This window comes from Oligoflexus tunisiensis (assembly GCF_001748245.1).
GTDB lineage: Bacteria > Bdellovibrionota_B > Oligoflexia > Oligoflexales > Oligoflexaceae > Oligoflexus > Oligoflexus tunisiensis.
Genome location: NZ_BDFO01000001.1, coordinates 5896002 through 5920795 on the forward strand (window position 1 = coordinate 5896002; position 24794 = coordinate 5920795).

24 protein-coding genes are annotated in these 24794 nt (G+C 55.8%); 15 read left to right on the forward strand and 9 right to left on the reverse strand.

All coding sequences use genetic code 11. The features are described 5' to 3' along the window. Positions 1-34: 34 nt before the first annotated feature. From OLTU_RS24305 to OLTU_RS24320, 4 genes are all read left to right on the forward strand, one after another. Positions 35-1519, forward strand: coding sequence for a sigma-54-dependent transcriptional regulator (locus OLTU_RS24305; RefSeq protein ID WP_176736918.1), 1485 nt, complete (start codon positions 35-37; stop codon positions 1517-1519). Beyond that, a complete protein-coding gene (locus OLTU_RS24310; RefSeq protein ID WP_141735344.1) occupies positions 1516-1827 on the forward strand; it encodes a hypothetical protein in 312 nt (103 codons plus the stop codon). Before OLTU_RS24305 ends, OLTU_RS24310 begins: the two co-directional genes overlap by 4 nt. Further along, on the forward strand, positions 1814-4699 hold the full coding sequence (locus OLTU_RS24315) for an ATP-binding response regulator (protein ID WP_141735345.1): 2886 nt from the start codon (positions 1814-1816) through the stop codon (positions 4697-4699). The genes OLTU_RS24310 and OLTU_RS24315 overlap by 14 nt, the downstream gene beginning before the upstream one ends. A 72-nt stretch (positions 4700-4771) precedes the next feature. Next, on the forward strand, positions 4772-5278 hold the full coding sequence (locus OLTU_RS24320) for a DUF1993 domain-containing protein (RefSeq protein ID WP_141735346.1): 507 nt from the start codon (positions 4772-4774) through the stop codon (positions 5276-5278). A 48-nt stretch (positions 5279-5326) separates the two neighbouring features. On the opposite strand, the gene OLTU_RS24325 is transcribed toward OLTU_RS24320, so the two are convergent. Both OLTU_RS24325 and OLTU_RS24330 read right to left on the reverse strand, forming a co-directional pair. Then, a complete protein-coding gene (locus tag OLTU_RS24325; RefSeq protein WP_176736919.1) occupies positions 5327-6670 on the reverse strand; it encodes a DNA recombination protein RmuC in 1344 nt (447 codons plus the stop codon). Between the two features lie 20 nt (positions 6671-6690). Further along, positions 6691-8034, reverse strand: a complete 1344-nt coding sequence (locus tag OLTU_RS24330; RefSeq protein WP_141735348.1) for a UDP-glucose dehydrogenase family protein — start codon at positions 8032-8034, stop codon at positions 6691-6693. A gap of 230 nt (positions 8035-8264) precedes the next feature. On the opposite strand from OLTU_RS24330, the gene OLTU_RS24335 reads away from it, so the two are divergent. From OLTU_RS24335 to OLTU_RS24350, 4 genes are all read left to right on the forward strand, one after another. Beyond that, complete coding sequence (locus tag OLTU_RS24335; protein WP_141735349.1) at positions 8265-9146, forward strand: GGDEF domain-containing protein; 882 nt, start codon at positions 8265-8267, stop codon at positions 9144-9146. Between the two features lie 19 nt (positions 9147-9165). After that, entirely contained in the window at positions 9166-9723 is a 558-nt protein-coding gene (locus OLTU_RS24340; RefSeq protein ID WP_141735350.1) for a hypothetical protein, read from the forward strand. Between the two features lie 150 nt (positions 9724-9873). Beyond that, complete coding sequence (locus OLTU_RS24345; RefSeq protein WP_141735351.1) at positions 9874-10323, forward strand: hypothetical protein; 450 nt, start codon at positions 9874-9876, stop codon at positions 10321-10323. A 41-nt stretch (positions 10324-10364) separates the two neighbouring features. Continuing rightward, positions 10365-12563, forward strand: coding sequence for a tetratricopeptide repeat protein (locus OLTU_RS24350; RefSeq protein ID WP_141735352.1), 2199 nt, complete (start codon positions 10365-10367; stop codon positions 12561-12563). Between the two features lie 18 nt (positions 12564-12581). Here the strand turns inward: OLTU_RS24350 and OLTU_RS24355 are convergent, their stop codons facing one another. Further along, positions 12582-12977, reverse strand: a complete 396-nt coding sequence (locus OLTU_RS24355) for a hypothetical protein (protein WP_141735353.1) — start codon at positions 12975-12977, stop codon at positions 12582-12584. A 21-nt stretch (positions 12978-12998) separates the two neighbouring features. Further along, positions 12999-13370 carry a hypothetical protein gene (locus OLTU_RS24360; RefSeq protein WP_141735354.1) on the reverse strand — a complete coding sequence of 124 codons (372 nt, stop codon included), beginning with the start codon at positions 13368-13370 and terminating at the stop codon, positions 12999-13001. 205 nt (positions 13371-13575) lie between these two features. Between OLTU_RS24360 and OLTU_RS24365 the strand changes: the two genes are divergently transcribed. Continuing rightward, positions 13576-13941 carry a hypothetical protein gene (locus OLTU_RS24365; protein ID WP_141735355.1) on the forward strand — a complete coding sequence of 122 codons (366 nt, stop codon included), beginning with the start codon at positions 13576-13578 and terminating at the stop codon, positions 13939-13941. A gap of 9 nt (positions 13942-13950) precedes the next feature. Here the strand turns inward: OLTU_RS24365 and OLTU_RS24370 are convergent, their stop codons facing one another. Together OLTU_RS24370 and rpoZ are read right to left on the reverse strand one after the other, a co-directional pair. Further along, complete coding sequence (locus OLTU_RS24370) at positions 13951-14988, reverse strand: LNS2 domain-containing protein (RefSeq protein WP_141735356.1); 1038 nt, start codon at positions 14986-14988, stop codon at positions 13951-13953. Positions 14989-15154: 166 nt separating this feature from the next. Beyond that, entirely contained in the window at positions 15155-15403 is a 249-nt protein-coding gene (rpoZ, locus tag OLTU_RS24375; RefSeq protein WP_141735357.1) for a DNA-directed RNA polymerase subunit omega, read from the reverse strand. 190 nt (positions 15404-15593) lie between these two features. Here rpoZ and OLTU_RS24380 point away from each other — a divergent pair, with 190 nt between their 5' ends. From OLTU_RS24380 to OLTU_RS32475, 6 genes are read left to right on the forward strand one after another with little or no spacing between them, the layout of a single operon-like run. Then, positions 15594-17252: a tetratricopeptide repeat protein gene (locus tag OLTU_RS24380; RefSeq protein WP_141735358.1), complete on the forward strand. Its 1659-nt coding sequence runs from the start codon at positions 15594-15596 to the stop codon at positions 17250-17252. A gap of 16 nt (positions 17253-17268) precedes the next feature. Then, on the forward strand, positions 17269-17748 hold the full coding sequence (locus OLTU_RS24385; RefSeq protein WP_141735359.1) for a hypothetical protein: 480 nt from the start codon (positions 17269-17271) through the stop codon (positions 17746-17748). 3 nt (positions 17749-17751) lie between these two features. Then, positions 17752-18054 carry a hypothetical protein gene (locus tag OLTU_RS24390; protein ID WP_141735360.1) on the forward strand — a complete coding sequence of 101 codons (303 nt, stop codon included), beginning with the start codon at positions 17752-17754 and terminating at the stop codon, positions 18052-18054. A gap of 3 nt (positions 18055-18057) precedes the next feature. Further along, positions 18058-19593 carry an NAD(P)H-hydrate epimerase gene (locus OLTU_RS24395; RefSeq protein WP_141735361.1) on the forward strand — a complete coding sequence of 512 codons (1536 nt, stop codon included), beginning with the start codon at positions 18058-18060 and terminating at the stop codon, positions 19591-19593. Continuing rightward, complete coding sequence (locus OLTU_RS24400) at positions 19590-20123, forward strand: gamma carbonic anhydrase family protein (RefSeq protein ID WP_218110236.1); 534 nt, start codon at positions 19590-19592, stop codon at positions 20121-20123. Before OLTU_RS24395 ends, OLTU_RS24400 begins: the two co-directional genes overlap by 4 nt. Continuing rightward, entirely contained in the window at positions 20120-20647 is a 528-nt protein-coding gene (locus OLTU_RS32475) for a rhodanese-like domain-containing protein (RefSeq protein WP_218110237.1), read from the forward strand. The genes OLTU_RS24400 and OLTU_RS32475 overlap by 4 nt, the downstream gene beginning before the upstream one ends. Here the strand turns inward: OLTU_RS32475 and OLTU_RS24410 are convergent, their stop codons facing one another. The 3 genes from OLTU_RS24410 to OLTU_RS24420 form a co-directional block, all read right to left on the reverse strand. After that, entirely contained in the window at positions 20648-21238 is a 591-nt protein-coding gene (locus OLTU_RS24410; protein WP_141735362.1) for a hypothetical protein, read from the reverse strand. Between the two features lie 222 nt (positions 21239-21460). After that, the gene (locus OLTU_RS24415; RefSeq protein ID WP_141735363.1) at positions 21461-22213 is read right to left on the reverse strand and encodes a DUF4360 domain-containing protein; all 753 of its coding nucleotides are present in this window, start codon (positions 22211-22213) and stop codon (positions 21461-21463) included. A 78-nt stretch (positions 22214-22291) separates the two neighbouring features. Further along, entirely contained in the window at positions 22292-24793 is a 2502-nt protein-coding gene (locus OLTU_RS24420; RefSeq protein ID WP_141735364.1) for an excinuclease ABC subunit UvrA, read from the reverse strand. Position 24794: the final 1 nt, after the last annotated feature.

A 24794-nucleotide genomic window follows, 5' to 3' on the forward strand; every position in this document is an offset into this window, starting at 1 on the left:
ACATCCTCCCTTTCACTTGCTGGAAGGAGTCCTCATGCTGCCAAAACCCGCCATCCTTCATCTTGACGATGACCCGCTGTTTCTTGATCAGGTTCGCGATATCCTGGTGCCGGTCGGCGTCCAGCTCTCATCCTTTACGCAAGCGCAGCAGCTGCTGGAAGCGCTGCCGGCCATGGGTGAGCCCGCTGTGCTGATGCTCGATATTTACCTGGACCGTCCGGGTCCGGATGGCAAGGCGCTGGCCCAGCAACTGCGAACGCGACTCCCCCATACTTTGATCGTCATGTGCTCGGATCTGCATGATGCCTCGACCGTGCGCGACTGTATTGCCCGTGGCGCCGATGACTTTCTGTTCAAAGGCAGCGATATGGAGCAAATCCGGCGGCGTATCGAAGCCGCAGTGAGCGAATACCAAAGACGCCTGGACCAAAGACAGAAGCAGCGCTCGGTCAGCGCGATGCCGCAAGTGGTGGGACGCACCTGCCGTGAACTTTGCGAACGCATTCCTCGCATGATCAATTCCGCGCTGACGGCGGTGCATGTTTATGGAGAAACGGGAACCGGCAAGGAAGTGGTCGGCGATCTGTTCGCGCATTTCGTGGGCGAGCGCCTGCCCTTTATTCGCATTCACTGCGGCGCGATACCGGCCGGCTTGATTGAGAGTGAGCTCTTCGGTCACGTCAAGGGTGCATTTACCGGAGCGCAGAATAACAAAATTGGTCTTTTTGAACAGGCCGATGGCGGCTGGGTGTTTCTCGATGAGGTGGCCACACTCAGTGCGGCGGCGCAGGTGGCGCTCCTGCGGGTTCTTGAAAACCAGGAACTGCGTCCCGTAGGGGCAACGCAGAATAAACGCGTCCACGTGCGCGTCCTTTCCGCCACCAACGAAAATCTGGAGCAGCTGGTCCAGGAGGGAAAATTCCGTCGCGATCTTTGGCAAAGACTCTGCGAGGCAGTGATCACTCTCCCGCCTCTGCGCGAGCGCATGGATGAGTTTGATGAACTCCTGCAAAGTTTCTGTCAGACCATGCGCGGCGGCCCCTATGAAGTCAGCGCGAGTGCGATCGAGGTCCTGAAGCACTACGATTGGTCGAATGGCAATATTCGGGAACTGCGCAACTGTCTACGGGCGATGACCGAGCATGCCTATGGCGGCGTCATCGCTCCTTCGGCGATTCCGGCCTTCATCTGGGAGCAGGTGAACAAACCGCAAAAATCGGAAGGACTCAGCATCACGGCCGATCATCATCAGCGGCGCATCGTGCTCGAATGGGGTGAGGGTGAAGAGTTGACTTATGAAAAGTTGATCATGCGTCTTCTGCTCGCGCTGGTGGCGGCCGAATATCAAAAGCAGGGTCGTCTGACCTTGCGTCAACTGGCGAAAAATCTCGGCATTCCGCGTTCCACTCTGTCCACCAAACTCCAGGAGCTGGTGAAGATGGGCTTGACCAGCGCCCCTGAGCTGCGCAGCATGGTGAATGTCATGGCGGAAACCGATGCCGCGGAGAACAAGGGATGAGCGAATACCCCATCCAGCCGCAGCTGATACGTGAGGGTGAGACGCGGCGCCTCGTTTTCGAAGGTCCGCGTGATCCCGCGGCACGGGACGCCTGGCGCAAGGCGCATCATGATTACCTCGCGGCCATGCGCAGCCTGCGTTATCTGGCGCAAAAGGGTCTGCAAAGTCCCCATGATACTCCGGAGCAGACGGCGCAGAAAAAAGAGTCGCTCGAGCGGCACCTTAAACAGCTCGAGCTGTTTGAACAGGCTGTGGTTCAGCCTCTGCTTCAGGATTTAGTGCGGAGTCCATCCGATGCCAGCCCCTAGTTCACGCACCCTGCGCCTCTTTTTGCCACGACTTCCCCGGCTGCACGCGGAATGGAAAGCCGACAGCTGGATTGATGAGCTGCTGCAGGTGAACTGCGGTGAGACGCTCGGCAGCACCATCGAAGGAACTTCCGATCGGCGGGTGCTGGACTCCTGCTCCATCAGCCGCGAGGGTCTATCCTATCGCCTCCAGATCAAGAAGGGCTGTGTCTTCGCCGACGGTCAGGAGATGACGGCCGAAGACCTCATGGATTCGCTTTTGCGTATCGCCCTGCAGACCTTTCATCCGGCGGGGCTGGGACGCATTCTGCGTTTCACCGGACCGGACGTCGGACGCAGCTTTCGCGTGCTCTCGCGCTATCGCCTGGAGGTTCTCCTGAACCGCGCGGTGCCGGACTTTCTGGAGCGCCTGAGTCATCCCGCCTGTTTTTTGCATAAAAGGGGTCAGGTGAATCTCACCAGCGGCTGCTGGCAGCTCGTGGCGGAACAGCCGCATGAACTGCAGCTGCAAAGCAACAGCCGTTTTTCCCCGGACGCCATGCGCTATGAACGTGTGCTGATTCAAAAACTCGATGCCGCGCTGTGGAAGAATGATGACTTTGATGAGGCCTTTGTCGCGATTTTTCCAGGTGATACCTTTCCTTCGCCGGCGGGCAACATCCTCAACGGTCGCAGCACGACCATCACCAAACAGAATATGCTGCGGGCGCTCTGGCTGGCACCGCATGTGAAGCAGGCGGATCCCAGTCTCGGCCAGGCTCTGACCGATTATGCGCGGCAGCGTTCGCTCTGGCGCAAAAAGCCCCTGCGTTCCCTCTTTGAAAATCAGAGATTTCAGCAGGATCTGCCCCTGATGGATATGGCGGCCAAACCTACCGCTGGAGCCTTGAATGTGCATGGGCTGCCGCCGGAACCGGCGCCGGCTTTCCTGGAAGACCTTCGGGCCTTTCTCAAAAGCCGTTGGAGCTGGGACCTGACTATGCAGGCGCAGCAGCCGGCGGATGCCATACTCTTCAGTCTGTTCGAAGGTCATGCGGAGGGAGGAGAGAGCACCCTGAGCATGGCGTTCAGTTGCATGGATCAGCTGCACCGGCAGGTTTATGGCACGGCGCTGGCGTCCCTGAAAAAAATTGTTCTGGAGGACGACGCCTTTCGACGGCAGAAGCTGATCCACGAGCAGCTGCAGAAATTTTCCCACAGTCCGGCGTTGGTTCCCCTCTATCGCACCCCGATTCTCATTCACAGTAATCGGAATCTCCATCGCGAGAACGAGGCGGCGCCGCTCCTTCTTTTGCATCAGGTTGGCGACAGCCTGCGGCGGGAGCAGACCGATGAATTGCGCCAGGCATCCTTGAGTGCCCTCGGCTCCGCGGTTCAGATGCTCGTGCATGATGTGAAGCGGCCCTTCGCGATGCTGCAGGGTGTCCTGACCCTGATGGGTTCGCAGGAGGATCCGGAACGGATTCGGGATCTGGCGCGGCAATGGCTGCCTGAAGTCAAGCGCATGGCGCATACCGTTCAGGAGATGATCAGCGACGTTTTGGAAATGGCCTCGAACCAGGAGATCATGACGGAACCTTTGAGCCTGCTCGACGTCGTGCATGATGCCCTGAATCTTCTGACCGCCGCAAGCAAGAGTGTGCAGCTCCGCTTTCAGCCGCAGCACGCGCTGATGCTGGAAGGCGATCGCTACCGCCTCGCGCGGGTGATCGCCAACCTTTTGAATAATGCGATTCAGGCCACACCGGAGCACGGCACGATTACGATCAGCAGCCGCGAGGAGCATGCCGGTTCACGCCGCTGGCTGCGGGTGCGCATTCATAACACCGGCTCCTATATTCCACCCGAAAAACGGCAGCGCATCTTTGAAGCCTTTTTCACCGAAGGAAAAAAGCAGGGCACGGGTCTCGGTCTGGCCATCGCTCAAAAAGTGATCGTGAGTCACGGCGGGCAGATTCTTTGCGAATCCGATGAGAAGGAGGGCACCAGCTTCATCTTCACCGTGCCGGCCTCGTATCGCATCGACCCCAAAAAATCCCTGGAGGTCCGTGACATCAGTCAGGTCTTCCATCGGCTGCCGCCCGCGCCTCAGGCGGAAGTGAAGCAGACGGGAGGCGCACGAACCCTGCGCATCCTTCTGGTGGATGACGATCATCTTTATACGAGTTTCATGCGGGATGTCTGGCAAACCCAGAGAACCGCTGAACTCGATCTTCAGCTTTTCACTGCAGAGGATGCGCATCGCGCCGCGGAACTGGTGAAGCGGCATGTCCATGATCTGATTCTGGTCGACTATGAACTGGGGCGTGATGATGGAGTGGCCCTGCTTCCGATGATCCGCCAGCACCAGCCTCAGGCCCTGATCGGTCTGCATTCGCATCATTCCGGCATTGAATTGCGCGAAGCGGCTCTGAAGGCCGGAGCGGATGTTTTTGAACCGAAGCCATTGACCGCACAGCTGGCCCAGCAGCTTCTCCATCGCGTTCTGCAGCGGGAAAGACCAGCCACACGCTCCCGGTTGATCCTGGTCGAGGATGATCCCCTTTATCAGGACATGTGGCGTGACCTCTGTCCGCAGATCACTTGTTTTGCGTTTCCCGAGCAGCTGCTGGAAGCCGCGCGACAGGATCCCGATCTTTTGGCCAGCGCGCAGGCTTTGATCACCGATGGCTTTTTTGTGGGGAGCGAAATACAGGGCATCCAGCTGGCCGCCCAGATCCATGCCGCACATCCGGATCTGCCCATCCACCTTTGCAGTCAGATCCAGGATGATCGCAGCCGTTCCTCAAGCGTATTCAAAGGCTTTGTGGCCAAGGATCCCGAGTCCATACAGACCTTCCTGAACAATCTGCAGCGGCCCTCAACAAATTGACCGGCCAGGAATTGCACTTGCACGCCCCGGCCCGGTTTGGTTAGCTGGGGCGAAATCAAGCAAGGAGTTCTCATGTTCTACGAAATAACCATCACGCAGTTCAGCAAAATGCTCCAGAACCTTTCCGCCATCCTGGATAAGGGCATGCAGTTCGCCGAAAACAAAAAGTTTGATGTGGATGTTTTACTGAATGCCCGTTTGGCACCAGATCAATTCAACTTCATCCGTCAGGTGCAGATCGCCTGTGATACGGCGAAGCTGGGCGCCTCGCGCTTGACCGGCAAGGAAGCCCCGCAGCATCCCGATACGGAAAAAACCCTGCCGGAATTGAAGGAGCGCATCGCCAGCACGCTGGCGTATCTGGAAACCTTCTCACCGAAGGATTATGTGGAAGCCGCCGGTCGCAAAATCAGTCAGCCGCGCTGGGAAGGTCAATGGATCACCGGTGAGGAGTTCGCCATTCAGCATATGATTCCCAACTTCTACTTCCATATCACGACCGCCTACGCCATCCTCCGGCACAACGGTGTGGATGTCGGGAAGAAGGACTATCTCGGGAAAATGCCGTTCAAGAAGTAAGGGGCATGCTCTGAGAGCCGGTTCGATCCGGTTTGCTGCCAGCGCCGCCTAAATCAGCTCCGAACTTTGCAGAAAGCGAGGCTGCTGATCGAGGATGGGCGCTTCCTTGATTTCCTTTTTGGGATCATCAGCCTTGAGGTCCTGGAAACGGCGGGCGCTGACCAGCACCCGGCTTTCCACCGTGCCGACGAGGCGATTGTACGCCTGCATCGAGGAACCGAGGCTCCGGCCCATATCGGAAAGATGACTGCTCATGTCACTGATGCGTTGATAAAGTTCCTTGCCGAGGCGGCTGATTTCCTGGGCATTGCGGGCGATATCCTCCTGCCGCCAGGAATGAGCCGCTGTGCGCAGAAGCGCGATCAGGGTCGTGGGTGTGGCGATAAGAACCCGGTGGTCCGCTCCCACCTCGATCAGACTGGGATCAGCTTGCAGCGCGGCACTGAAAAAAGCTTCGCCGGGTAAAAAGAGCAGCACAAATTCGGGGGAATTTTCGAGCTGCTCCCAGTACGATTTCTGGCCCAGCATCTGCACCTGCTTTTTCACCTGAGCCGCATGCTGCTTGTAATGTTCCTTCCGGCGATCATCGTCAGCGCAGTCCACGGCTTCGAGATACGACTGGAGCGGCACCTTCGCATCAATGATGATCGAGCGATTGCCTGGCAGACGGATGATCATGTCCGGTCGCAGACGTCCATCTCCATTCAGGCTGGTCTGCTCTTCGAAATCGCAGTAAGGCAGCATGCCGGCAAGTTCCACCACACGCCTGAGCTGGAGTTCACCCCAGCGCCCCCGGGTGGTGGGAGACCGCAGAGCCGTGGCCAGATTGGAGGCTTCCAGCTGCAATTTCTTTTGGGCATTCAGAAGGAGAGAAATCTGATCCTGCAGGCCGTGGTAGGCTCCCACGCGCTGCTTTTCCAGATCCTGGATGCGCTCTTCCACCTTGCCCAGGGATTTATGAATGGGTTCAATCAGCTGATCCACCGCCTGACGCCGCAGATCGAGTTCCCCGGTGGCCTTGGTTTCATGCTGCTTGAAAACACTATGGGCCAGTTGCAGAAAGGATTCTGAACTTTGCCGCAGGGCCTCCGCTGACAGCGCCTGAAAGGATTGATTCAACCTTTGCTCGGCTTCCTGATAGGTTTTGAGACGTTCCTCATAGGATGTTTTTTGGTACTGCAGCTCCGCCTCCTGACGCGTGCAGCGCAGGTTGAGCTCATGCTGCCTTTCCCTGGCATCCTTCAGGAGCGCGGCGGTTTCGAGAAAACGGGAGCGATGCTCCTCAGCTTCCTTGCGCGCATAATCCAGACCCTGGGCTGCCGTCCGCAGCCTCACCGTCTGTACGATTCCAAAAGCGACAGCCCCTGCCGCCGCGATAAGGGACAGTAACAACGAAACATCCATGTGCCGTCTCAGATAGGAAGGGATCGCGAATCCGGGCGCCCGACGCATTCATAATGAAATCCGCGACTGATCAGATCATACGATTCATACTGGTTGCGCAGGTCAAAGACTGCGCGATTGGCCATCATCTGGCCGACCTTGTCCCAGTTCGGTCTTTTGTATTCGCTCCATTCTGTAACAAGAGCCAGGGCATCCGCCCCGCGCAGAGCATCATAGGCGCTTTCCGCATAGGTCAGACGCTCATGTTCACCGAATTCCTTGGCAAAATTTGCCTGTCCTTGGGGATCGTGGCCGACGACAAAGGCACCGGCATCCAAAAGACGCTGGATCAATACCTTGGCAGGCGACTCACGCACATCATCGGTTCCCGGCTTGAAGCTCAGTCCCCAGACCGCCACACGGCGCCCGGAGAGATCGCGGAAATGCTGCGCGATCTTTTGGAACACGAGATTCTTTTGTCGTTCGTTGGCGTCGGTCACGGCATTCAAAACTTTCAGCTCCACGCCATGAACGTTGGAGGTTTTCAGAAGAGCCGACACGTCCTTGGGAAAGCAGGAGCCGCCATAACCGGGACCGGCATAAAGAAACTTCCGGCCGATGCGTGCATCCGAACCGATGCCGAGGCGCACCTTGTCGATGTTCGCGCCAAGGCGCTCGCAGAGCAGAGCCATCTCATTCATGAAACTGATACGGGTGGCGAGCATGGCATTGGCCCCATACTTGGTCAGCTCGCTGGAGCGGCGATCCATCAGCAGGAGCTTGCCCTGATCATCCATGATGAAGGGACGATAGAGATCGCGAAAGGCGGTTTCCGCGGTGAAATCATTCAGGCCCACGACCACGCGATCGGGTTTCATAAAGTCCGCGATGGCATCGCCTTCCTTCAGAAATTCCGGATTGGAGGCGACGATCACCTGATGCTTGACCTGGCGACGATCGAGTTCGCGATCGATAATCTCCTCGACGATATCACAGGTCCCGACGGGCACGGTCGACTTCACGACCACGACCATGTCCTTGTTGATCAGACGGCCCAGGGATTCGGCGACGGCCTTGACGTATTTCAAATCCGCCGAACCATCTTCCCCCTCAGGGGTTCCAACCGCGATAAAAGCCATATCAGCCTGAGCCAGCGGTTCCGCCAGGCTCGTGGTGAATTGCAGGCGCTCGTGTTCCGCATTGCGGCGGATCATGTTTTCCAGCCCCGGTTCAAATATCGGGCAGACGCCATCCTTCAGGAGGCGGATCTTTTCCTCACTCAGGTCTACGCAACTGACATCGTGACCCACTTCTGCCAGGCAGGTTCCCGTCACTAAACCGACATAGCCTGTACCGACCATCACCACGCGCATGGACTACCTCAACTCAATAAAATATCCAATCTTCCTTAATTACTAGACACATTTCACCAAGGCAAGGCCGACTTGAATATCCCACAAGGACGATGCATAAGTCCCCGACATTACGAGAAGCCCGTCTGAAAGGTAGGGCGCCGGATTGCACCCTTTTTCTTAGCGTGTTATCCTCAAAGCATGACCGCAATACTGTGCAATGACGCCTAACCATCGAGTGTCCGACTACAATGGCAGACGATAAAACCATAATAGCTGACCCCGGATCGAGCATCTTCAATCCACCCAAGAAGTCGGCTGCCTGTCTTGTTCAATACAGCGGCACCAACCTGGGCAAACGCTATGTTCTCGACCAAAAGGAAATGGTCGTTGGCCGCGCGCCGACGGTTGAGATCGTGGTCAATGAACAGAGTGTATCCCGCAGTCACGCACAGTGTCTGCAGCAGGGTGATGAAATCTATGTCGCGGACTTGGGCAGTTCCAACGGCACCTATGTGAACGACAAGAAAATCAGTACCCGTCAGGTCCTGCGCGACGGCGATATCATCCGCCTCGGCAATATCGTCTTCAAGTTCTTTGCCCAGGGCAACATTGAGAACGTGTTCCATGACAAGATCTATCGCATGGCCACCATCGATGTCGGCACCAATATCTTCAATAAAAAATACCTGGTCGAAGCGCTGGAAACCGAAGTGAAGTTCTCCCGCGCCTATGGCCGTCCGCTTTCGATCATTTACTTTGACCTCGATTTTTTCAAAAAGGTCAACGACACCTATGGCCACAGCGTTGGCGACGGCATCCTGCGCGACTCGGCGACTCTGGTGAAATCCATCATCCGGAAAGAGGATATCTTCTGCCGGTACGGCGGCGAGGAATTTGTGATCCTTCTGCCGGCCACCGATGCGAAAACCGCCTATGAGCTGGCGGAGCGGATTCGGACGACCTTTGACAACCACAAGTTCGACATCCAGGGCCACACGATCAAGCAGACCCTGTCGATCGGCGTTTCCCAGCTGAATCCCAAGATGACCACGCCTGATTCGCTACTTGAGGACGCAGATAAAAAGTTGTACCAATCCAAGACAGGTGGCCGCAACCGGGTGACCATCTGATCTTAAAAAGGATGCTGACGTGCCAACACGCTGCTTCGTACCGCTGTTTATCCTGCTGACGGCCTGCCTCAGTTCACCTGAACCCGAAGTCACTTATCCTCTGGAAGCCCATGAGGATAAGCCTTATTTCACAGTCTACGAGGCCGCTTCGGTCCAGTACGATGTGATCCATAATTTTGAAACCAAATTCAAAGCGCACATCACCCGGGTGACCCCTCAGTTTCAGCAAGCCCTCACGCAACGCTACGCTCACATCTGGAACGAACCCCAGCCTTTGATGCAAGAAGCTTCGGAAAAAACAGCTTTCTTTGTCACAATCTATACGGCCAACAGTGAACTGCAGGATGTCGCCGACACCGACGTTTGGAATATCCAGCTCCTGGTGGATGGCCAGACGCTCAAGCCTTCCGCCATCAGGAAGCTGAAACCCAAGGAACGCTGGCAGCCTTTTTTTCCCGAGATCAATCTCTGGAGTCTTGAATTCCTCATCCTGTTCGATCGACAGCCGGACAATGGCACCGATCCGATGAAACTCATTCTCAGTTCACCCGACGGCTCTGTGCGCGCGGAATGGTGAGCGTTGCATGAGTTCGTAAGAACTGCTCTTTTCAGCGAAACTCCTCAAAACCGACCAAAACCCTTATCGGCCAAGGATTTGACAGCACTCGCCCCTCCCTTGATACAATAGACTTGTGAGCACGTTTGATCAGGGAATAAGGAGGCGCCCATGTCACGTTATGATCGCCGGGATATTATGATGGAACTCATCGAATTGTCGCGGGATATAAAAGCGGAGATCATGCAGCAGCTGAATTATTACCGAGCCAGCGTCTACAAAAGCGAAACCGCGGCCATGGTCGAAGGCAAGATCGAACAGCTGCAGCTCGTGGCCGACCTCCTGGGTGACGATGAACTCCAGGACGCCTTCCGCGATTATGAGGCCATGAAACGCGGTGGCCTCACGATGGCCACTCCAGGTGAATGCCTGCTGAGCCTGCGCACCATGAATCTTATGCAAGCCACAGATCGCATCTTTGCTGATCTTATCAATCGCCACCCCGAACAGAGTCCACAGGACACCCTGCAATTCTCGCGGAATATCCAAAGACATCGGCGTCAACTTCTTTCATTATGCCGACAGGGTTCGCGTCAGTGGGCATTTTTTAGTACACTCTAGGTTCTGCTCGTTCTCACGCGGAAACCAACGAGGCAAAACCTTTGATCAAGTATATTTTGATCCCCATAGTGGCGGCTCTTTGGCCGTTGTTACTGCCTATGGGGCGCAACTTCGAATATGAATATGCGACACTCAACGCTTATGCCTGTTTGCTTCTGATTCCATTCGCCGCCTGGATCCATCCTGCCTTTCTCTCCATGCCCAGGCGCCTTCTGTATATGCTCGCTGGTATCGCCGGCAACCTCGTACCGGCGCTCGTGGTCTTTGGCTGGAATATGTGCCCCTGTGCCAGCGGTGAATTCTTCACGTTTTGGTGGCTGCAGACTCTTCCCCATCTTTGTCTTGGCTTTGCCGTGGCCACCTGGGTGGAACATGCGCGGCGTCAGGGCCTATCGCGCATGCAACTCGCGTTGATCTGTGGCTTTGTTCTCTTCATCAGCTGTCTCGCCCTGGCGACGCAGGTCTGGTGGGAACCCCAGAAACGCGCCACCCATATTTTTGCCGGCTTTCTGCACGGCGCAATTTACGACAGCTGGATTCCATTGGATGCCGGCATCGTGTGGATGCGCATGAGCCATATCTGTCTTGCCCTCGCTCTGCTCACCAGTGTGATTCTGGAGCGCAAACACCAGCGTTGGCCGGTGGTCGTGCTCTGTCTTGCCGCCTGGTTTGTCTGCCACTGGCAGGGACGCCAGAGCCCGAGCCAGGCGCATGGACTGGCCGCCTTGATGGAAAGCATGCCTGACCGCCGTCTCGGTCCGGGATTTACTCTGCATTATCGCGATCGACCTTTGGATGGTGCGTTTCAACGGCGACTGGAAAACATCTATCAGTCTGCCCGTTTTCACAGCCAGGATCTGATGCGAATTCTGGCCGTTTCCCATCCGGATGTTCATATTTTTGTGTATCCGAGCCGGGAGACCAAAAAACTCTGGTTTGGTGGTGATGGCACGGACATTACCGATGTGGTTACGCCTTCCATTCACATCACCATCGATGGCTGGCCGCATTCCACGCTGCGTCATGAGCTGGTGCATGCGATCGCTTCACGCTTTGCCGATCATGGTTTGGGTTTTCATCCGAACATGGCGTTCACGGAAGGCCTGGCCGTGGCGCTGGCGCCGCGCGATGATGGTCTGAGTCTGCACGATGGAGCGGCGGATATCATTCAAAATCGCCGCGTGGCGCAGATCGAGCAGCTTTTTTCGCCGATGTTTTGGAGTGAATCCGGCAGCCGGGCTTATACCGTGGCGGGTTCGCTGATTCTTTATCTCCTGGATCATGGCGGCCTATCCAAGGTGAAGGCGCTCTATGCCGGATCCAGCTGGGAGGAAGCCTTTGGCCAGCCGGCGGAACGCATCATCGGCGCCTGGCAGAGCTGGCTCCGCAAGCATTATATGGTGGAAGGTCCGGCGCTGCAGGCGGAATCACTCTATCGTTATCCCGGAATCCTGCGGGATGCCTGCCCGCATAGCAAGGCGATGCTGACCAAGACCGAGGGATTTTTGCTCAAACAAAGGCAGCCCGACGGATGGATACCGGCCCAGGATTACTGGCCCTGGCGCGTGGCCCTGGACCAGGATCCCACGGCCCGCCTTCTGGTTCTGCAGCAGCGTTTTCGGGCCATGGCACAAGGCAAGGATGATCCTGACTTTGATCGCGACCTTAAGGCCATGAATCCCAATCCGCCGCGTATCCTCGAACATGTCGAGGCCTTTCTTCTGGCCACGGATCGACGGATTCAACTTGGGGAAAGGGCGGACGCGCGGGAGGATCTGCGGGAATATATCACCCTTGTGCAGGAGCTACACATCGGCGATGGCCTGCTCCGGCAGCTCTGGGTACGCTGGCTTCTCCTCCGTGACGTTCCGGAAGGCCGGGGCCAGCCCTGGCTGCGTCTGCTCGCAGGCATTGAAAGGCAGCTGCCCGAGGAACTGGCGGCGGAGGCCAGCTGGGTCGAAACCTATCTCTTTCTCAGGAATACGCCGTCCACATCCCTGCCCGTCAAGCTTCTCGATCGCATGGCGGGTACGCACCTTCCACAGGAACTGCCCATGACCTTTCGCCTGGAATGGTGGAAATTTTTAGGGGAGGCCTATCTGCTGAAGGGGGACCTGACAGCGGCAATTGGCATGTATAATGAAGCTGCAAAGATCGCGCCGGAAGGCAGCCGCGACAGCCTGAAACTGATCGTCGAGGAGCTGGAATACCGAAAAGAACCTCAGGTCACAACGCACTGAGGCTCCCTGGTTTGGCTTTTACTCTTTGACCGGTTTCATGCCACGAATATTCGAAGCATCATAGTTGTATGTGCGGGGCAGGTTTTTCGCCTGACGGATCAGGTAGGCCTGCTGATTCCGCAGATACTGGACGATCTTCTGGTTCTGCGGATCGACCTTCAATTTGTCGATATTTTGCTGGATGTCGTTGATTTTCTCGACATCGTCCTCTTTTGTGTAGATCTGATCGAGGATGCCGTTGAACTTGTTCTTCTCATCCTCGTTAAGGCCGGTGGTATTGGTATAACGATGATACTTGTTGAGGGCCATGGGTTCCGTGTCAATGACCACGGTACCGTCCTCTTTCTTTTCCGTCACCACACCCGGATTGGTGTAGATCCCTGCTTTCGAAATAAGATCACCGATATGTGGCATGAAAATCCCCTTTCCCAAACCTTAGAGTTTCGTTTCATCGATCTTAAAAATCCTCGGGCTGAGGCCTTCGGAATTCATGATATGAGACATTTCCCCTTCCAGATAGCGGCTAAGCACCTGCTTTTTGGGGTCCGTGCGCAGCTGTTCGACCGCGTCTTGCAAGAGGGCTACCCGTTCCCGAGGGTCCTTTTTCTCGCGCACTTCGCTGATGATGGTTTCGAACTCACCGCGCTCCTGGGGACTCAAGCCATTGATATAGCCAAAGTTCCTGGCCCTATCAAAGTTCGGTCCTTCCTTTTCCACGATCAGTTGCTCGGTCTTGGGATCCCGCGCAACGATAACGCCGGGATAACCATCCCGGTTGAAGTAGTTGTCGCCCACTTTGAATCCCATGCTACCTCCTGACAGAGGGGCCTATCGAAAGAATACAAGTTTTTTTACCCCCCCTCAACCGACTGAAAGGACTCAATTTTTCCCAGCTTTACCCGGTAAAAACTGCCTATAAATTTGGCTTATGCAATTTAAGAAAAGCAGACTAAGCGCCGATAGAGGAGAGAATCCAGGAGGTTGATGGTATGCTGGACAATAAGGTGAGGCCATGGGACAGGTTATTGAATTAGCAAAATTTCGCTCCGTGAAAAAGCGGTCCTACTTAAAAAAGTACGAGTCGCACATCCACAAATTTGTGAATCATTTTATCCATCGCAACATCCGCTGCAGCTTTGAATCCATCAGCCAACACTACATCGCAAGCAAGCAGGCCGAACAGGCCACGGCCTGGGATTACTATGATCTGCGGGATAGCCTGAAAGACGCCATCCATGAAGTCTTTGGCGAACAGATCTGGCTGGAATGCAATCGATTCTACTGGTTTGATTCCCGCTATATCAGCAAGGAAGACCTGGTGGAAAGCTGCATCAGCCAGATGATTTTGGGTGCGGACGTTTCAGCCCAGAAACGATGATCGATCGCTTTATTCGCAGACGCCTTCCAACGACGCGAACTCATTCAGTTCCCGATACGATTCAATCCTTTGACCGCCAAATTTATCATTGTACTTAAAGAAATAGCGCGATTCCGCAGGAATGCCGGCATTTTCATAAGCCTCTGCATCGCTCGCGGTATTGCCAAAGACATAGGCTATTTCAAAGCCCTTATCAGTGAGGCGCTGCAAGGCCTCCGATTTATATTCCACGGCCTTGTCACCAAGCAGTCCCAAAAGTGGGGAAAGACTCGTTTCGACCCGCCCAACAGGGAAGGAGCGAACGTCCACGAATTCCCGGGTTCTTTGGACCGAAAGTTCCGGACGCGCGGTCAGGTACACCGGCCGATAGCCCTTGTTAACCAGACCTTTCAAAGCTTCCGCGGCTCCGTCATTGGCCTGCGGAATGGTGCCGGTAATGGTCGAGCCGAGTTCTGCCAGCTCTGCTGTGGTCAGGGTTCCATCGACATCACTGACAAAGAGCGGCACGCCTTCGGGGACGACTTCGACGAAGAGTTCCGTGGCGCTGTGATCGCCGGCGACGACCATGCGCACGCGATGGCGTCCGACACCTAGCTGTTTGTCCGCTGGTATTTCAAAGTAAAGGCGACCGCCATCATCGGGAATGCCTTCGATGGTTGTGCCACCGCCGTCTGTGGTCAGCGAGGTCCCTAATTTTTCCCAGCTGGTGCCGCAGCCCCGCAGAACATGGATATCAACCTCCTCGCCGATCAGGTTCCGGCGCGCGAGCAGACTCCCATAGTTGAATTTCCCGATGAGCCACTGCGTATCACCCTCGCGGAAGTACTGATCGTGCCCCCGGTGCCAGGCCTGGCCTGCGGGTTTTCTGCCGTTGAACGGACGTAACGCCCCAGGATCAGGGGCTTTGGCATCACAGGCCGGTATCGCCTGACAGTTATAAGCGCGGGTCGACTCGTCCTGCATCTGACTGGAATCGGAAGGCTGGCAGCCGCTGATGACCAGCGTGAGACCAAACGTGCAAAGCATGGAATGAGCGTGAATACGCATGGGAACTCCTTTTGTAACCCTGAAGTCCTGGATTGAAGTGGGAGTACCATAGCGCAGACGCACAGAAAAAAAGAGGGAGTGGCCACTGAAGAAAATTCAATGTCTTGAATTGACGCTCGGGAAAAGGAGGGAGGGGAAGGGATCCAAAGGATCCCTAAGAGGACGCTTAGGCCTGATCGCTGGCAGGAGCCATGGCTACCGGGGCCGCAGCACGAGCTTTCTCGCTTTCGGGTTGCACACTGACGACGAGACCTTCGGCGATCTCACGCAGAGCTGTGACAGCTTCCTTGTTCTTGGTTTTAACCAAAGGAGTTTTGCCTTCCATCAGCTGACGGGTCCGGTGTGAGGCCACCGCGACCAGTGCAAAGCGGTTTTCGATGTACTGGAGGCAGTCTTCTATGGAAACGCGGGCCATGTACCACTCCTTGGAAATAAAGAAAGGACGAAAGGCTATTATAAACAATCAGCTGAGTCAATCAAGTTGTGTCTGCCGCTTCTGCAAGTTTTTTAGGCACAACCAGGTCAAATGTGCCCAGCTTAGCGCGTGGACGGCCTCTTTGGTATAATGAAGCGAGACAGACGTACGCACCATGTAAAGAGGCTTGATGAAAGCGCTGATCCGGACCGCTGGTCTTGTGACCGCACTCTGGGGGATCTCCATCCCTTTGGCAGGGTTTGGCATCAGTTCGTCCCTTTGGGCGGCGCCAGCCAAGCCTGCCGCCAAAACTCCGGCCAAGAGCGCCGTTCTGCAAAGGCTTTTCCGCCGCGGCATGGATGCCTATGAAGCCAAATCCTACGATGATGCGGTTGACCTTTTCTCCCAGCTTCTGCAAAAGCAGCCGGACTATGTTCCCGCCAAAATTCAGCTGGCCCGCGCCCTTTATCAGCTCAAGCGCTTCACCGAATGCTATAAACTCTTTCAGCAGGTCGAGGATATCAGCATTCTGGAACCGGATCCAAGCTATGAATATGGTCAGTCCGCGTTTCGCTCCGATGATTTTCCCAATGCCTTGAAAGCCTTTCGCAATGTGCCGAACGGTCATCCGCTCTTCGATCTTGCCGGCTATTACGGAGGTATCGCGGCCTTCAAGCAGGGCGAGTATCAGCTGGCGATCGATCTGTTTGAGCAGGCGGTGGTACTGCCTTCCAAACTGCTGAAATCGCAGAGGCTCTATCAAAAGGAAGCGGAACGTCTGCTCATTCAGCAGCAAAAGCAGGAGCTGCAAAATTCCGTGCCGCCGGCGGCCAACCGACCCAATGCCACTGCTCCGGCCGCACCTGTGGAACCACCGAAACCCTTTCGTTACCTGACCGCAAGGCGTCAGGTGCAATTGATTCCACGCGCCACCATGCAGTCGCACCAGACAGCGAACAACCAGACCAAGGATCATGAGATCAAAGCCGGCGCGCTCAAACTGAGCGCCGGACTGGAACGCAACGAGGCCACGCAGAAGGCCCCCCACTGGATATTCCAGGTTGATATTACCGCACAAAGCTTCGAAGGCGCCGGCGCCGAGGTGCTGGCCCTGCCCGATGCCCGCACGGAACAGGAACGCTTTCTTCTGCAGAAGAATGGGGCGCGCTCCCTTTTCGGTTTTGGGGCCGAGGCTGCTGTGGAATGGTCGATCGCGACCGGCACGAGCCTGGGTCTGAACATCGGCGGCCGCGGTCTCGTGCCGGGTGGCACGGAAGAACCCAAGGGCGCGGGCATTCCGCAGGTCGGCATTTTCCTCGCGCAAAAGAACAACAATCTGGCCACCGTTCTGAAAAATGATTTTTATGGGTATGTCTTCGATGGCAACTTTCTGTTTTCAAATGCCAGACAGATCGGCCGCATCGAGTACGTGACGACGAATTTCGTTCGCTTTGGTCTGCAGGGCGAACTTTCGGAATATGCCTACAATGTGGATCGCGTGAATGGCCCTGACTGGCAGGGACGCATCCTCTCCGAAATCGGTTATGGCCAGGACCAGGGTTTCCGAACTTCGCTCGGCGCCTTCTTTGAAGTCACGGAAGGCCAAAGGTTTCACGACCTCGGCGAGGTCACCGTGATCGAGTTCGACTCCACCTCATTCGGTGCGCGCCTGCGCATGGACTTCAGTGTGACAAAGGCCATTGATCTCGGCTTTGAGGCCTGGGCCATGGATCGCAGCATGAGCGGACTGAGCCCCAATAATGAAAATACCAGGGCAGCCCAGCGCGATGTCTTCCCAACTGTCATTTCGAATTTTTCACTCCATATCAATATCCACACAGGTTTCTAAAAAAAGGAGGTGAAACATGGATCGTCAATGGGTCAAGATCCTTGCCCAAGCGAGCCTTGAGGATGGTGCGTGGAAACTCGGCAATCCGGCGGCAGCCCATGAGCACAGTCGTTCCACTCTGCAAAAAACGGTGACGCTGCTCTTCCAGAGCACCAAGGAAGCCGTCGCCATTTTCAATGACAACAGTCGGAAGGATAAAAAACTCAGTCTTTTTCCGGTTTATGCCAAAGGCCGGGAAACCATGGCTGGCTTCGTGCTGGTCCTGGGTCGCCTGCAGCTGCAGCTCATGCAAACTGACCTGAGTCTCGAGATCCATCTGTCGCGTCTGCAGGGTTTTCATCAGAGCAATGAGCTCCTGCATCGATTCGATCCCCACTGCGACCCCTTCGGAGGAATCTCCTGGATCATGGATCAAAAATCTATTATGACAGAGGAAATGATTGTGAAACAGCTTCTCCACGACCTTTGCCGGGAAGCCTATACCAGCGAGTGGTAATCCATGCAGATCCAGTTTTCCGAGAACGATCCCCAGGCAGTCATTCAGAAATTACAGGATGCCATGGGCGGTCGCCAGCTGGCCAAGATGGTCAATTTCGATATGAGCGGCAATGAAATGATCGTGACCATCTCCAAACTTGGCACTTCCACGCTGCATTTCAAATGCGATCAAACCCCCCAAGGTTGCCATTTCGCCCTGACCAAGGAAAAAATCGCCCTGGCGCATCGGCCTCTCAAGGGCGAAGTCACTGAAAAAATTGTCAAGGTCATCCAAAGAGCCGGTGGCCAGGTCAGCGGAAACTAAGCCGTGATCTGGACCAGCCAGGTCGCTCGCGATATCGATCAGCTCACGACGACGCTGTATGCTGTTCCTGCCCTGGACCTGATGGAAGAGGCCGGGCTCGCAGTCGCGCGCCTGGCCATGGAAATTTGGAAACCCGGTCTTTCCATACTAGTGGCCGCAGGGGCCGGCAATAACGGAGGCGATGCTCTGGTCGCCGCACGCTATCTGGCCGAAGCGGGTTTTGCTCCCGTGGTGTTCGACGTCATGGCGGAAGGCGCCCAGGAAAGTCCGGATCGCAAGACACAACGTTTGCGCTATGAGCAGCTTGGACAGGTCTGTCGACCCTACCGCAACGCCCAGGATTTTTCTCAATTTTCCCAATCCACCTTGATTCTGGATGGCCTCCTCGGACTCGGCCCCAAACAACCCCTGCGTCCCGGTCTGGTGCGTCAGTGTCTGGAGGATTTAGCCAAACTTAAAGCGGAACACGTGCTCGCCATCGATCTGCCGTCGGGCCTCCTCGCCGATTCATGGCAGCCCGATGAGGTTTACCTGCCGGCCACTGATACGATCACTTTTGGAGCTCCGAAACTTCTTCACATTTTGGAGCCATCCCGTGCGAGCTGCGGGCAACTGCGTGTGGTCCCCTTGCGCTTTCATCCGGAAGCCATCACGAAGAGTCTGCAAAAGCAGGATTTTCAATTGGACCATGACCGACATGTTCTGCCCGAGTCCTCCCCGTGGCATGATCTGCCGGCGAACGCTCATAAATTCACCCGCGGTCATATCCTGGTCATCGGCGGCAGCGCGGGTAAACTCGGAGCCCCGCTTTTGGCAGCAGAAGCGGCGATGCGGGCCGGTGCGGGCTGGGTCAGCGTCGCACTTTTGGATGATCACCATCGTCCGGCTCTGCCGCGTTTTTTAACCTATGAGGATTTTGGAGCGGATCCCCAAAGGCTTATGCCCTTTCTTCATGAGCGACGCGTGAAAGCGCTCGTCATCGGTCCCGGCACCATGCAGAATCCTTTAACGCCCGAGCTTCTGCGCGCTTTGCAGGATGCCCAGAAAAGCTCCGGTCTGTTTCTGGTCTTTGATGCCGGCGCCTTGAAAAATTGGAGCGCGCTTGCCCAGGGCCTCATCTTTGATCCCGAGCGGACCCTCCTGACTCCGCATCCGGGTGAATGGCGATCCATCGCCGCCGCGCACAGCGACTTGAAAAATTTGGAAACGCTGACGAGCGCCTGGAACTTTTGTGAGACCTTTGGCGTCAGTGTTTTCTATAAAAGTGCCACACCCTTCACTGTTTCAGCGCACAAGGGTCGACGCTTTCTCGTCAATAGCGACGGCTCCCGCGCCCTTGGCAAAGCGGGAAGTGGTGATGTTCTGGCGGGAGTGGCGGCGGCTTATGGCTGCGCAGGACACAAGGCCGGGGTGGTGGGAAATGAAGCGCAAAGAGCAGTGGCCAAAGCGGCCCAAAAAGCGGTATTGCAATGGGGGACCGATGGTCTCGGTCCCGAGGATCTGATTCAAAATCTGGGACAGGATTTAAGGAGTGAATGATGTATATGATGCCTGGATCCACCCTTCTGCCTTACAAGGGAAAAATGCCAACGCTCGGTAACGGGGTTTTTGTTGCCAGCGGTGCTCATATTATTGGCGACACGGAAATTGGTGAAGACAGCAGCATCTGGTTTAACGTTGTGATCCGCGGGGACTGCAATTATATCCGGATCGGCAAGCGCACCAACATACAGGACGGAACGGTCATTCACGTGACCAACACCTACTTTCCCACGTTCGTGGGAGACGACGTAACCGTAGGACACGGCGCGGTGCTGCACGGCTGTCGGATCGGAAATCTCTGCTTGATAGGCATGGGCGCGACGGTGATGGACGACGTAACGATTCCCGACCGTTGCATCGTGGCCGCAGGTTCCCTTGTGCCTCCTGGAAAAAAATTCAGCCCAGGAACCTTGATTAAAGGCAATCCGGCGCGCGAAGCTCGACCTTTAACCGATAAAGAACTTGCTGATCTGGAACGATCAGTCCAGTATTACCTCGAATATAAGCGAGGTTATGAGCCAAATTGAGACTGAACAAAGACGCGCCCTTGTCCATACTGAGAATACCGCACCTGCCGCTGGTAATCGAAGAGGCCTTTGCCGTGCTCTGCTGGCAGTCTGGAAGCCGTAACGAAGAAGTCCATCAGTGGACGATCGCTGATCTCGCCGATCGCGCTCACATGCCTGTGGAAGGAGTCGTAAAAAGATTGGAACAGATAGCAACGATGGCCGAAGATATTGAAATCAGCGCCACCTCACTCCAGGATCTTTTGCAGAAAAATCCCGAACGCGTTTTTCTTTTGGATGTGCGGGAACCCTGGGAATTTGAAATCTGCAGGGTGCCCGGCTCTCATCTGATGGCACGCACGGATCTGGCCAAAATTTTTGAGGGTTTGAAAGAGCTGACGGTTGTCACCATCTGTCACCACGGAGCCCGTTCGCTCTCGGCGGCTTTTTATCTCCAGGAGGCTGGACTCAGGCGGGTCAAATCCCTGCGTGGGGGCGTGGAAAGCTGGGCGACTCAGGTCGAGCCCAGCATGATTCGTTATTGATTACTTCCTGGCGCTCAGGCGATCATCCGCCTGGGTGGATGCCGGATAATAATAATCCATCGTGGCCTTGATGTTCATCTGGTCGGCCGTCTTCAAGTGAAAACGCTCGGAGTTGGCCAGCTCGTGCAGATAGGCTTCACGTTCCGCCTGCAGCGTCCCATCCAAGCCCATCAAATCCTTCATACGAATGACAGCAAAGTTCTGACGGCAATGCACTTCCAGTTCATGCGCCAGGGTCGAGCCCAACAGCGCCCAGCTGGTGAAAGCTGCGGGTCCAATGGTCACATCCAGCTTGGTGCCCCAGCCGTTCAGCGTGGTCAAGCCGCGATCCTCGAGGGTCATATCCAAACGGGGATGACTGGAATTGGACGGAACCTTGATGGCAAAGAGTTCAAGGGCGATATCGATACTTTCCTGGGTCAGGGCCGGTTTGGTCGCAGGCGGCACGACGGTGACCGACCGCAGCTCCTTGGAGAAAAGCTCGCGCTGATCCATCGACTGTTTGGCAAGAAAAATGCCACCAGTGGCGGAAAATACAAGGCTCAGGGCCAGGATTCGAAACATTGAGGTGGAAGCAGCTTTCAGAAACATAACAACTCCGCAACAGAAGGAGAACAACTCCCCTCACCTGTTGCAAGCCGAAGGCCAGCCGCAAGCTCCTGAATCCTATGCGTAACTTTCCTGGAGCGTGCCAGAAAAAGAGGATTCTGTCTGAGCCCCCGACACTTACTTTTAAGAAAGGAATTTCAATGAAAAAAGCGGCGATCCGCAGACCGCCGCTTCATCACAAGGAGTATGAATTCGAGATACTCGTTACTGGCACTTGGCCCAGATGATTTCCAAACGATACGGGGAGTTGCCTTCTATCCGCAAATCTCCATTCGATTCGGACCCATTGAAATCCATGGATAATTTGGTATCCACCACCACGGTCGCCTGCCCACTGCAGTTCGACCAGACGATGTCCTGATTCGCGACGCTATAATCAAGACGCAGGGGTTTGGCCGAGTATCGGGACTCCAGGGTCTTTTGCATCACCAGGGGTTTTTTACCTTGGATACCATAGGATCCAGCAAAAAACGCCCGGGAATCAACCGGAATTTCACTCTTCAGGGGCACCTCGACCCGACGAATCGCAAAGGCATAACCCCGGGCAAAGGCCACCCGCATCTGCAGACGGCAGCTGGCGGCGTTGTCCTTGAGGTCCATGTTGCTCAGTTTCACATCAAGTGTGGTGCGGGCTTTATCGTCCATCGACGCGACCGTAAATTTCTCCAGGCAGTCGCCCTCGTGGGCCTCGAGGTCACCGTCCGTGGAATACTCAGGGTTCAACCAGGACATCGTCCGCAGAACGCGCATTTCTCCAAAAGGAATGGCAAGGCAATCCTGGCTTTGACTCACGTCATCCGATGTACAATTTTTTGGGGAATCCAATCCCGTGGGATTGGTGGAATCGGAACTTTGGTCGGCGACCACGACCGGAACATTTTTCTCTTGTTTTTTGGTGCCGCAAGCCAAAACAAAACAGGCAGGAATCAGGGATGCGGCCATGAACACGTGTTTCATATCGAACTCCTTGCTGGGTCAAAAACTGTTCTTTGTGATGGCTTTATGACACAGCAAAGAAGGCATGGCAAGTTTTTTTTAACCCTGTGATTTCAGCTCCTTCGGAGGCCCCTCATAGAGGAGTTGACCGCCCGCCTCACCGGATCCCGGCCCCAGTTCCAGAACCCAATCGGCCGCCTGAATCACCTGCTGATCATGTTCCACTATGATCAGTGTGGTTCCCTGCGCGACGAGCGATTGCAGTTGATCCAGGAGCAGGGCGACATCACGGAAATGCAGGCCTGCGGTCGGCTCATCCATGAGAAGCACGGTGCCCGGCACGGTTTTTTTCGCAAGATAAGGCACGAGCTTCAATCGCTGCGACTCACCACCGGACAGGCTGGAACTCGGCTGACCCAATTTCAGATAACCCAATCCCAGTTGCACGGCGGGCAGCAGACGCCGTTGAATCAGGCGATGCGTTTGAAACATTTCCACCGCCTCGGCGATCGAGAGTTCCAGAACTTCCGCAAGATTGAGTCCCCCGTACCGCACCTCCAGCACCTGAGGTTTATAGCGTTTGCCACCGCAAATGGGGCAGGGCACTTCCGCGTCGGCAAGAAATTTCATGGTCAGCACCAGCACGCCGCGCCCCTTGCATTCCGGGCAGCGTCCTTCATCATGTGAGAGCGAGAAGGAACCGGCATCCAGTCCCATGATCTGCGCTTCGGGAACACTGGCAAAGAGTTGCCGCAACTCGGTGAAGATATCGAGCCAGGTGGCTGGCATGCTGACCGAGGACTTGGCGATCGGCTTGCGGGAGATCAGCGTACAGGCCGTCACCGCATCGGCACCTTCCATGCGACTGACGGCGATCGGATTTTTCCGCGGCCCTTCCCGCAGAATCTGATCGAGATTGCGATAAAGTGTTTTCAAAACCAGACTGCTTTTTCCCGCGCCGCTGACACCGGTGACCACGGTCATGGCCTGCAGGGGGAATCGCGCCCGTTTCATGCGCAGATTATGGAGCTGCGGCTCATGCAGTGTGATGTACTGTTCAAAGCTGCGCCGTTTGCCGGACCTGGTCGCGGCCACTTCCTTTTGTCCCGCCAGGTAACGGGCCGTGAGCGATTCATTTTTATAAAGGGCCGCATCCTTCGGAGCAAATTGAGCCAGAAGATGTCCACCCTGACGACCGCCATCCGGTCCAAGGTCCACGATCCAATCGCTGGCCTGCATGATATGCGGATCATGATCCACCACCAGGACGGTGTTGCCCTGATCCCGCAGACGGCGGAGGGCTTCATTGATCTTCTCGATTTCACTGGCATGCAGACCCTGGCTCGGTTCATCCAGGACATAAAGAACACCGCGCAACTGTTCACTCAGGATGCTGCTGAGTCGTAGACGCTGCGCCTCCCCATTGGAAAGCGTGAGGATCCGCCGCCCGAGTCCCAGATAATCCAGCCCCAGATTTTTTAAACGGCGCAGATGCTGCGCGAGCTGCTCGAGGACCAATTTTTGAGCTGCCGAATCCGGCGGCAGACTGGACAGGGCATCCCGAAAAAAACTTTCAAGTTCGGCGATCGAACTTTGATACATGCGGTGAATCGAACGGCCGCGGAAGAGGATGGCTTTCAGATCAACCAAAAGGCCGGTACCGCCGCAGCTGCGACAGGGGTCCGGCTCAAAAAAATCGCTGCCGGTATCGAGTTCATCCTCATCCTTTTGCAGGCCCCGTCCATCACAGGATGGGCAACGACCGAGCGAGTTCGGAGAAAAATGTCGGGAATCGAGGCGCGGCCAGCTGAAGGAACAAACCGGACAACCGGCGTGAAGTGATAGATGCTGGCGGGTTTTTTTATCCAGCACACCCTTGGCATCCGCCTGACACAGAACGGCGGTTCCTTCCCCCAGCGTCAGCGCGGTTTCGAGCGAGCGTCGCAGGCGCGCCTCACGACTGGGTTCGACCTTGGTGACGTCGATCACAATATCGATATCATGCTTTTCCTCTTTGGCCAGAACCGGAATCGGTTCCAGTGTCACGAGATCGCCATCGATATAGGCGCGGGCATAACCCTTTTTTTGATAGTCCTCGAGCACCTTGCGGAACTGTCCCTTTTTCTGATCGGCAACGCAAACGAGGATGGCCACCGTCTTGCCAAAGAGCTGCGCGCGGGCATGAGCCGCCAGGTCATCCAGGGTGCGGGACTCGGTCGGCAGATCATGTTTGGGGCAGCGCTTTTCAGCGAACCGTGCGAAGAGTATACCCAGCAGTTCGCCGATATCGGTGAGGCTGGCGACCGTGGCGCGAACCGAGGGCTGCGTTTCATTCTGCGCCAGGGCAATGGCCGGCGAGAGTCCACTGGCGGACCGCAAGGCCGGTCGGGAGCCAAGATCCAAAAACTGCCGGGAATAATGCGACAGTGTATAGAAAAAGCGTCGGTTGGCTTCGGCCAGGATCGTATCAAATGCCAGGGAACTTTTCCCCGAGCCACTGACTCCGGTGATCACCGTAATGCGTCCGCGCGGAATGTTCAGGTCGAGATGCTTCAGGTTGTGTTCAAAGGCGCCCCGGATTTCAATTGTGCTGCGTTCCATA

What these genes read in the sequence shown, in the direction of transcription:
- OLTU_RS24330 (WP_141735348.1), bottom strand. Translation starts at nt 8,034, where the DNA reads ATGCGCGTGGTGATGGTCGGTACAGGCTATGTCGGTTTAGTGACGGGA.
- OLTU_RS24315 (WP_141735345.1), top strand. Translation starts at nt 1,814, where the DNA reads ATGCCAGCCCCTAGTTCACGCACCCTGCGCCTCTTTTTGCCACGACTT.
- OLTU_RS24400 (WP_218110236.1), top strand. Translation starts at nt 19,590, where the DNA reads ATGATGTATATGATGCCTGGATCCACCCTTCTGCCTTACAAGGGAAAA.
- OLTU_RS24345 (WP_141735351.1), top strand. Translation starts at nt 9,874, where the DNA reads ATGTCACGTTATGATCGCCGGGATATTATGATGGAACTCATCGAATTG.
- OLTU_RS24335 (WP_141735349.1), top strand. Translation starts at nt 8,265, where the DNA reads ATGGCAGACGATAAAACCATAATAGCTGACCCCGGATCGAGCATCTTC.
- OLTU_RS24390 (WP_141735360.1), top strand. Translation starts at nt 17,752, where the DNA reads ATGCAGATCCAGTTTTCCGAGAACGATCCCCAGGCAGTCATTCAGAAA.
- rpoZ (WP_141735357.1), bottom strand. Translation starts at nt 15,403, where the DNA reads ATGGCCCGCGTTTCCATAGAAGACTGCCTCCAGTACATCGAAAACCGC.
- OLTU_RS24370 (WP_141735356.1), bottom strand. Translation starts at nt 14,988, where the DNA reads ATGCGTATTCACGCTCATTCCATGCTTTGCACGTTTGGTCTCACGCTG.
- OLTU_RS24410 (WP_141735362.1), bottom strand. Translation starts at nt 21,238, where the DNA reads ATGTTTCTGAAAGCTGCTTCCACCTCAATGTTTCGAATCCTGGCCCTG.
- OLTU_RS24365 (WP_141735355.1), top strand. Translation starts at nt 13,576, where the DNA reads ATGGGACAGGTTATTGAATTAGCAAAATTTCGCTCCGTGAAAAAGCGG.
- OLTU_RS24420 (WP_141735364.1), bottom strand. Translation starts at nt 24,793, where the DNA reads ATGGAACGCAGCACAATTGAAATCCGGGGCGCCTTTGAACACAACCTG.
- OLTU_RS24305 (WP_176736918.1), top strand. Translation starts at nt 35, where the DNA reads ATGCTGCCAAAACCCGCCATCCTTCATCTTGACGATGACCCGCTGTTT.
- OLTU_RS24385 (WP_141735359.1), top strand. Translation starts at nt 17,269, where the DNA reads ATGGATCGTCAATGGGTCAAGATCCTTGCCCAAGCGAGCCTTGAGGAT.
- OLTU_RS24310 (WP_141735344.1), top strand. Translation starts at nt 1,516, where the DNA reads ATGAGCGAATACCCCATCCAGCCGCAGCTGATACGTGAGGGTGAGACG.
- OLTU_RS24380 (WP_141735358.1), top strand. Translation starts at nt 15,594, where the DNA reads ATGAAAGCGCTGATCCGGACCGCTGGTCTTGTGACCGCACTCTGGGGG.
- OLTU_RS24355 (WP_141735353.1), bottom strand. Translation starts at nt 12,977, where the DNA reads ATGCCACATATCGGTGATCTTATTTCGAAAGCAGGGATCTACACCAAT.
- OLTU_RS24320 (WP_141735346.1), top strand. Translation starts at nt 4,772, where the DNA reads ATGTTCTACGAAATAACCATCACGCAGTTCAGCAAAATGCTCCAGAAC.
- OLTU_RS24360 (WP_141735354.1), bottom strand. Translation starts at nt 13,370, where the DNA reads ATGGGATTCAAAGTGGGCGACAACTACTTCAACCGGGATGGTTATCCC.
- OLTU_RS24415 (WP_141735363.1), bottom strand. Translation starts at nt 22,213, where the DNA reads ATGAAACACGTGTTCATGGCCGCATCCCTGATTCCTGCCTGTTTTGTT.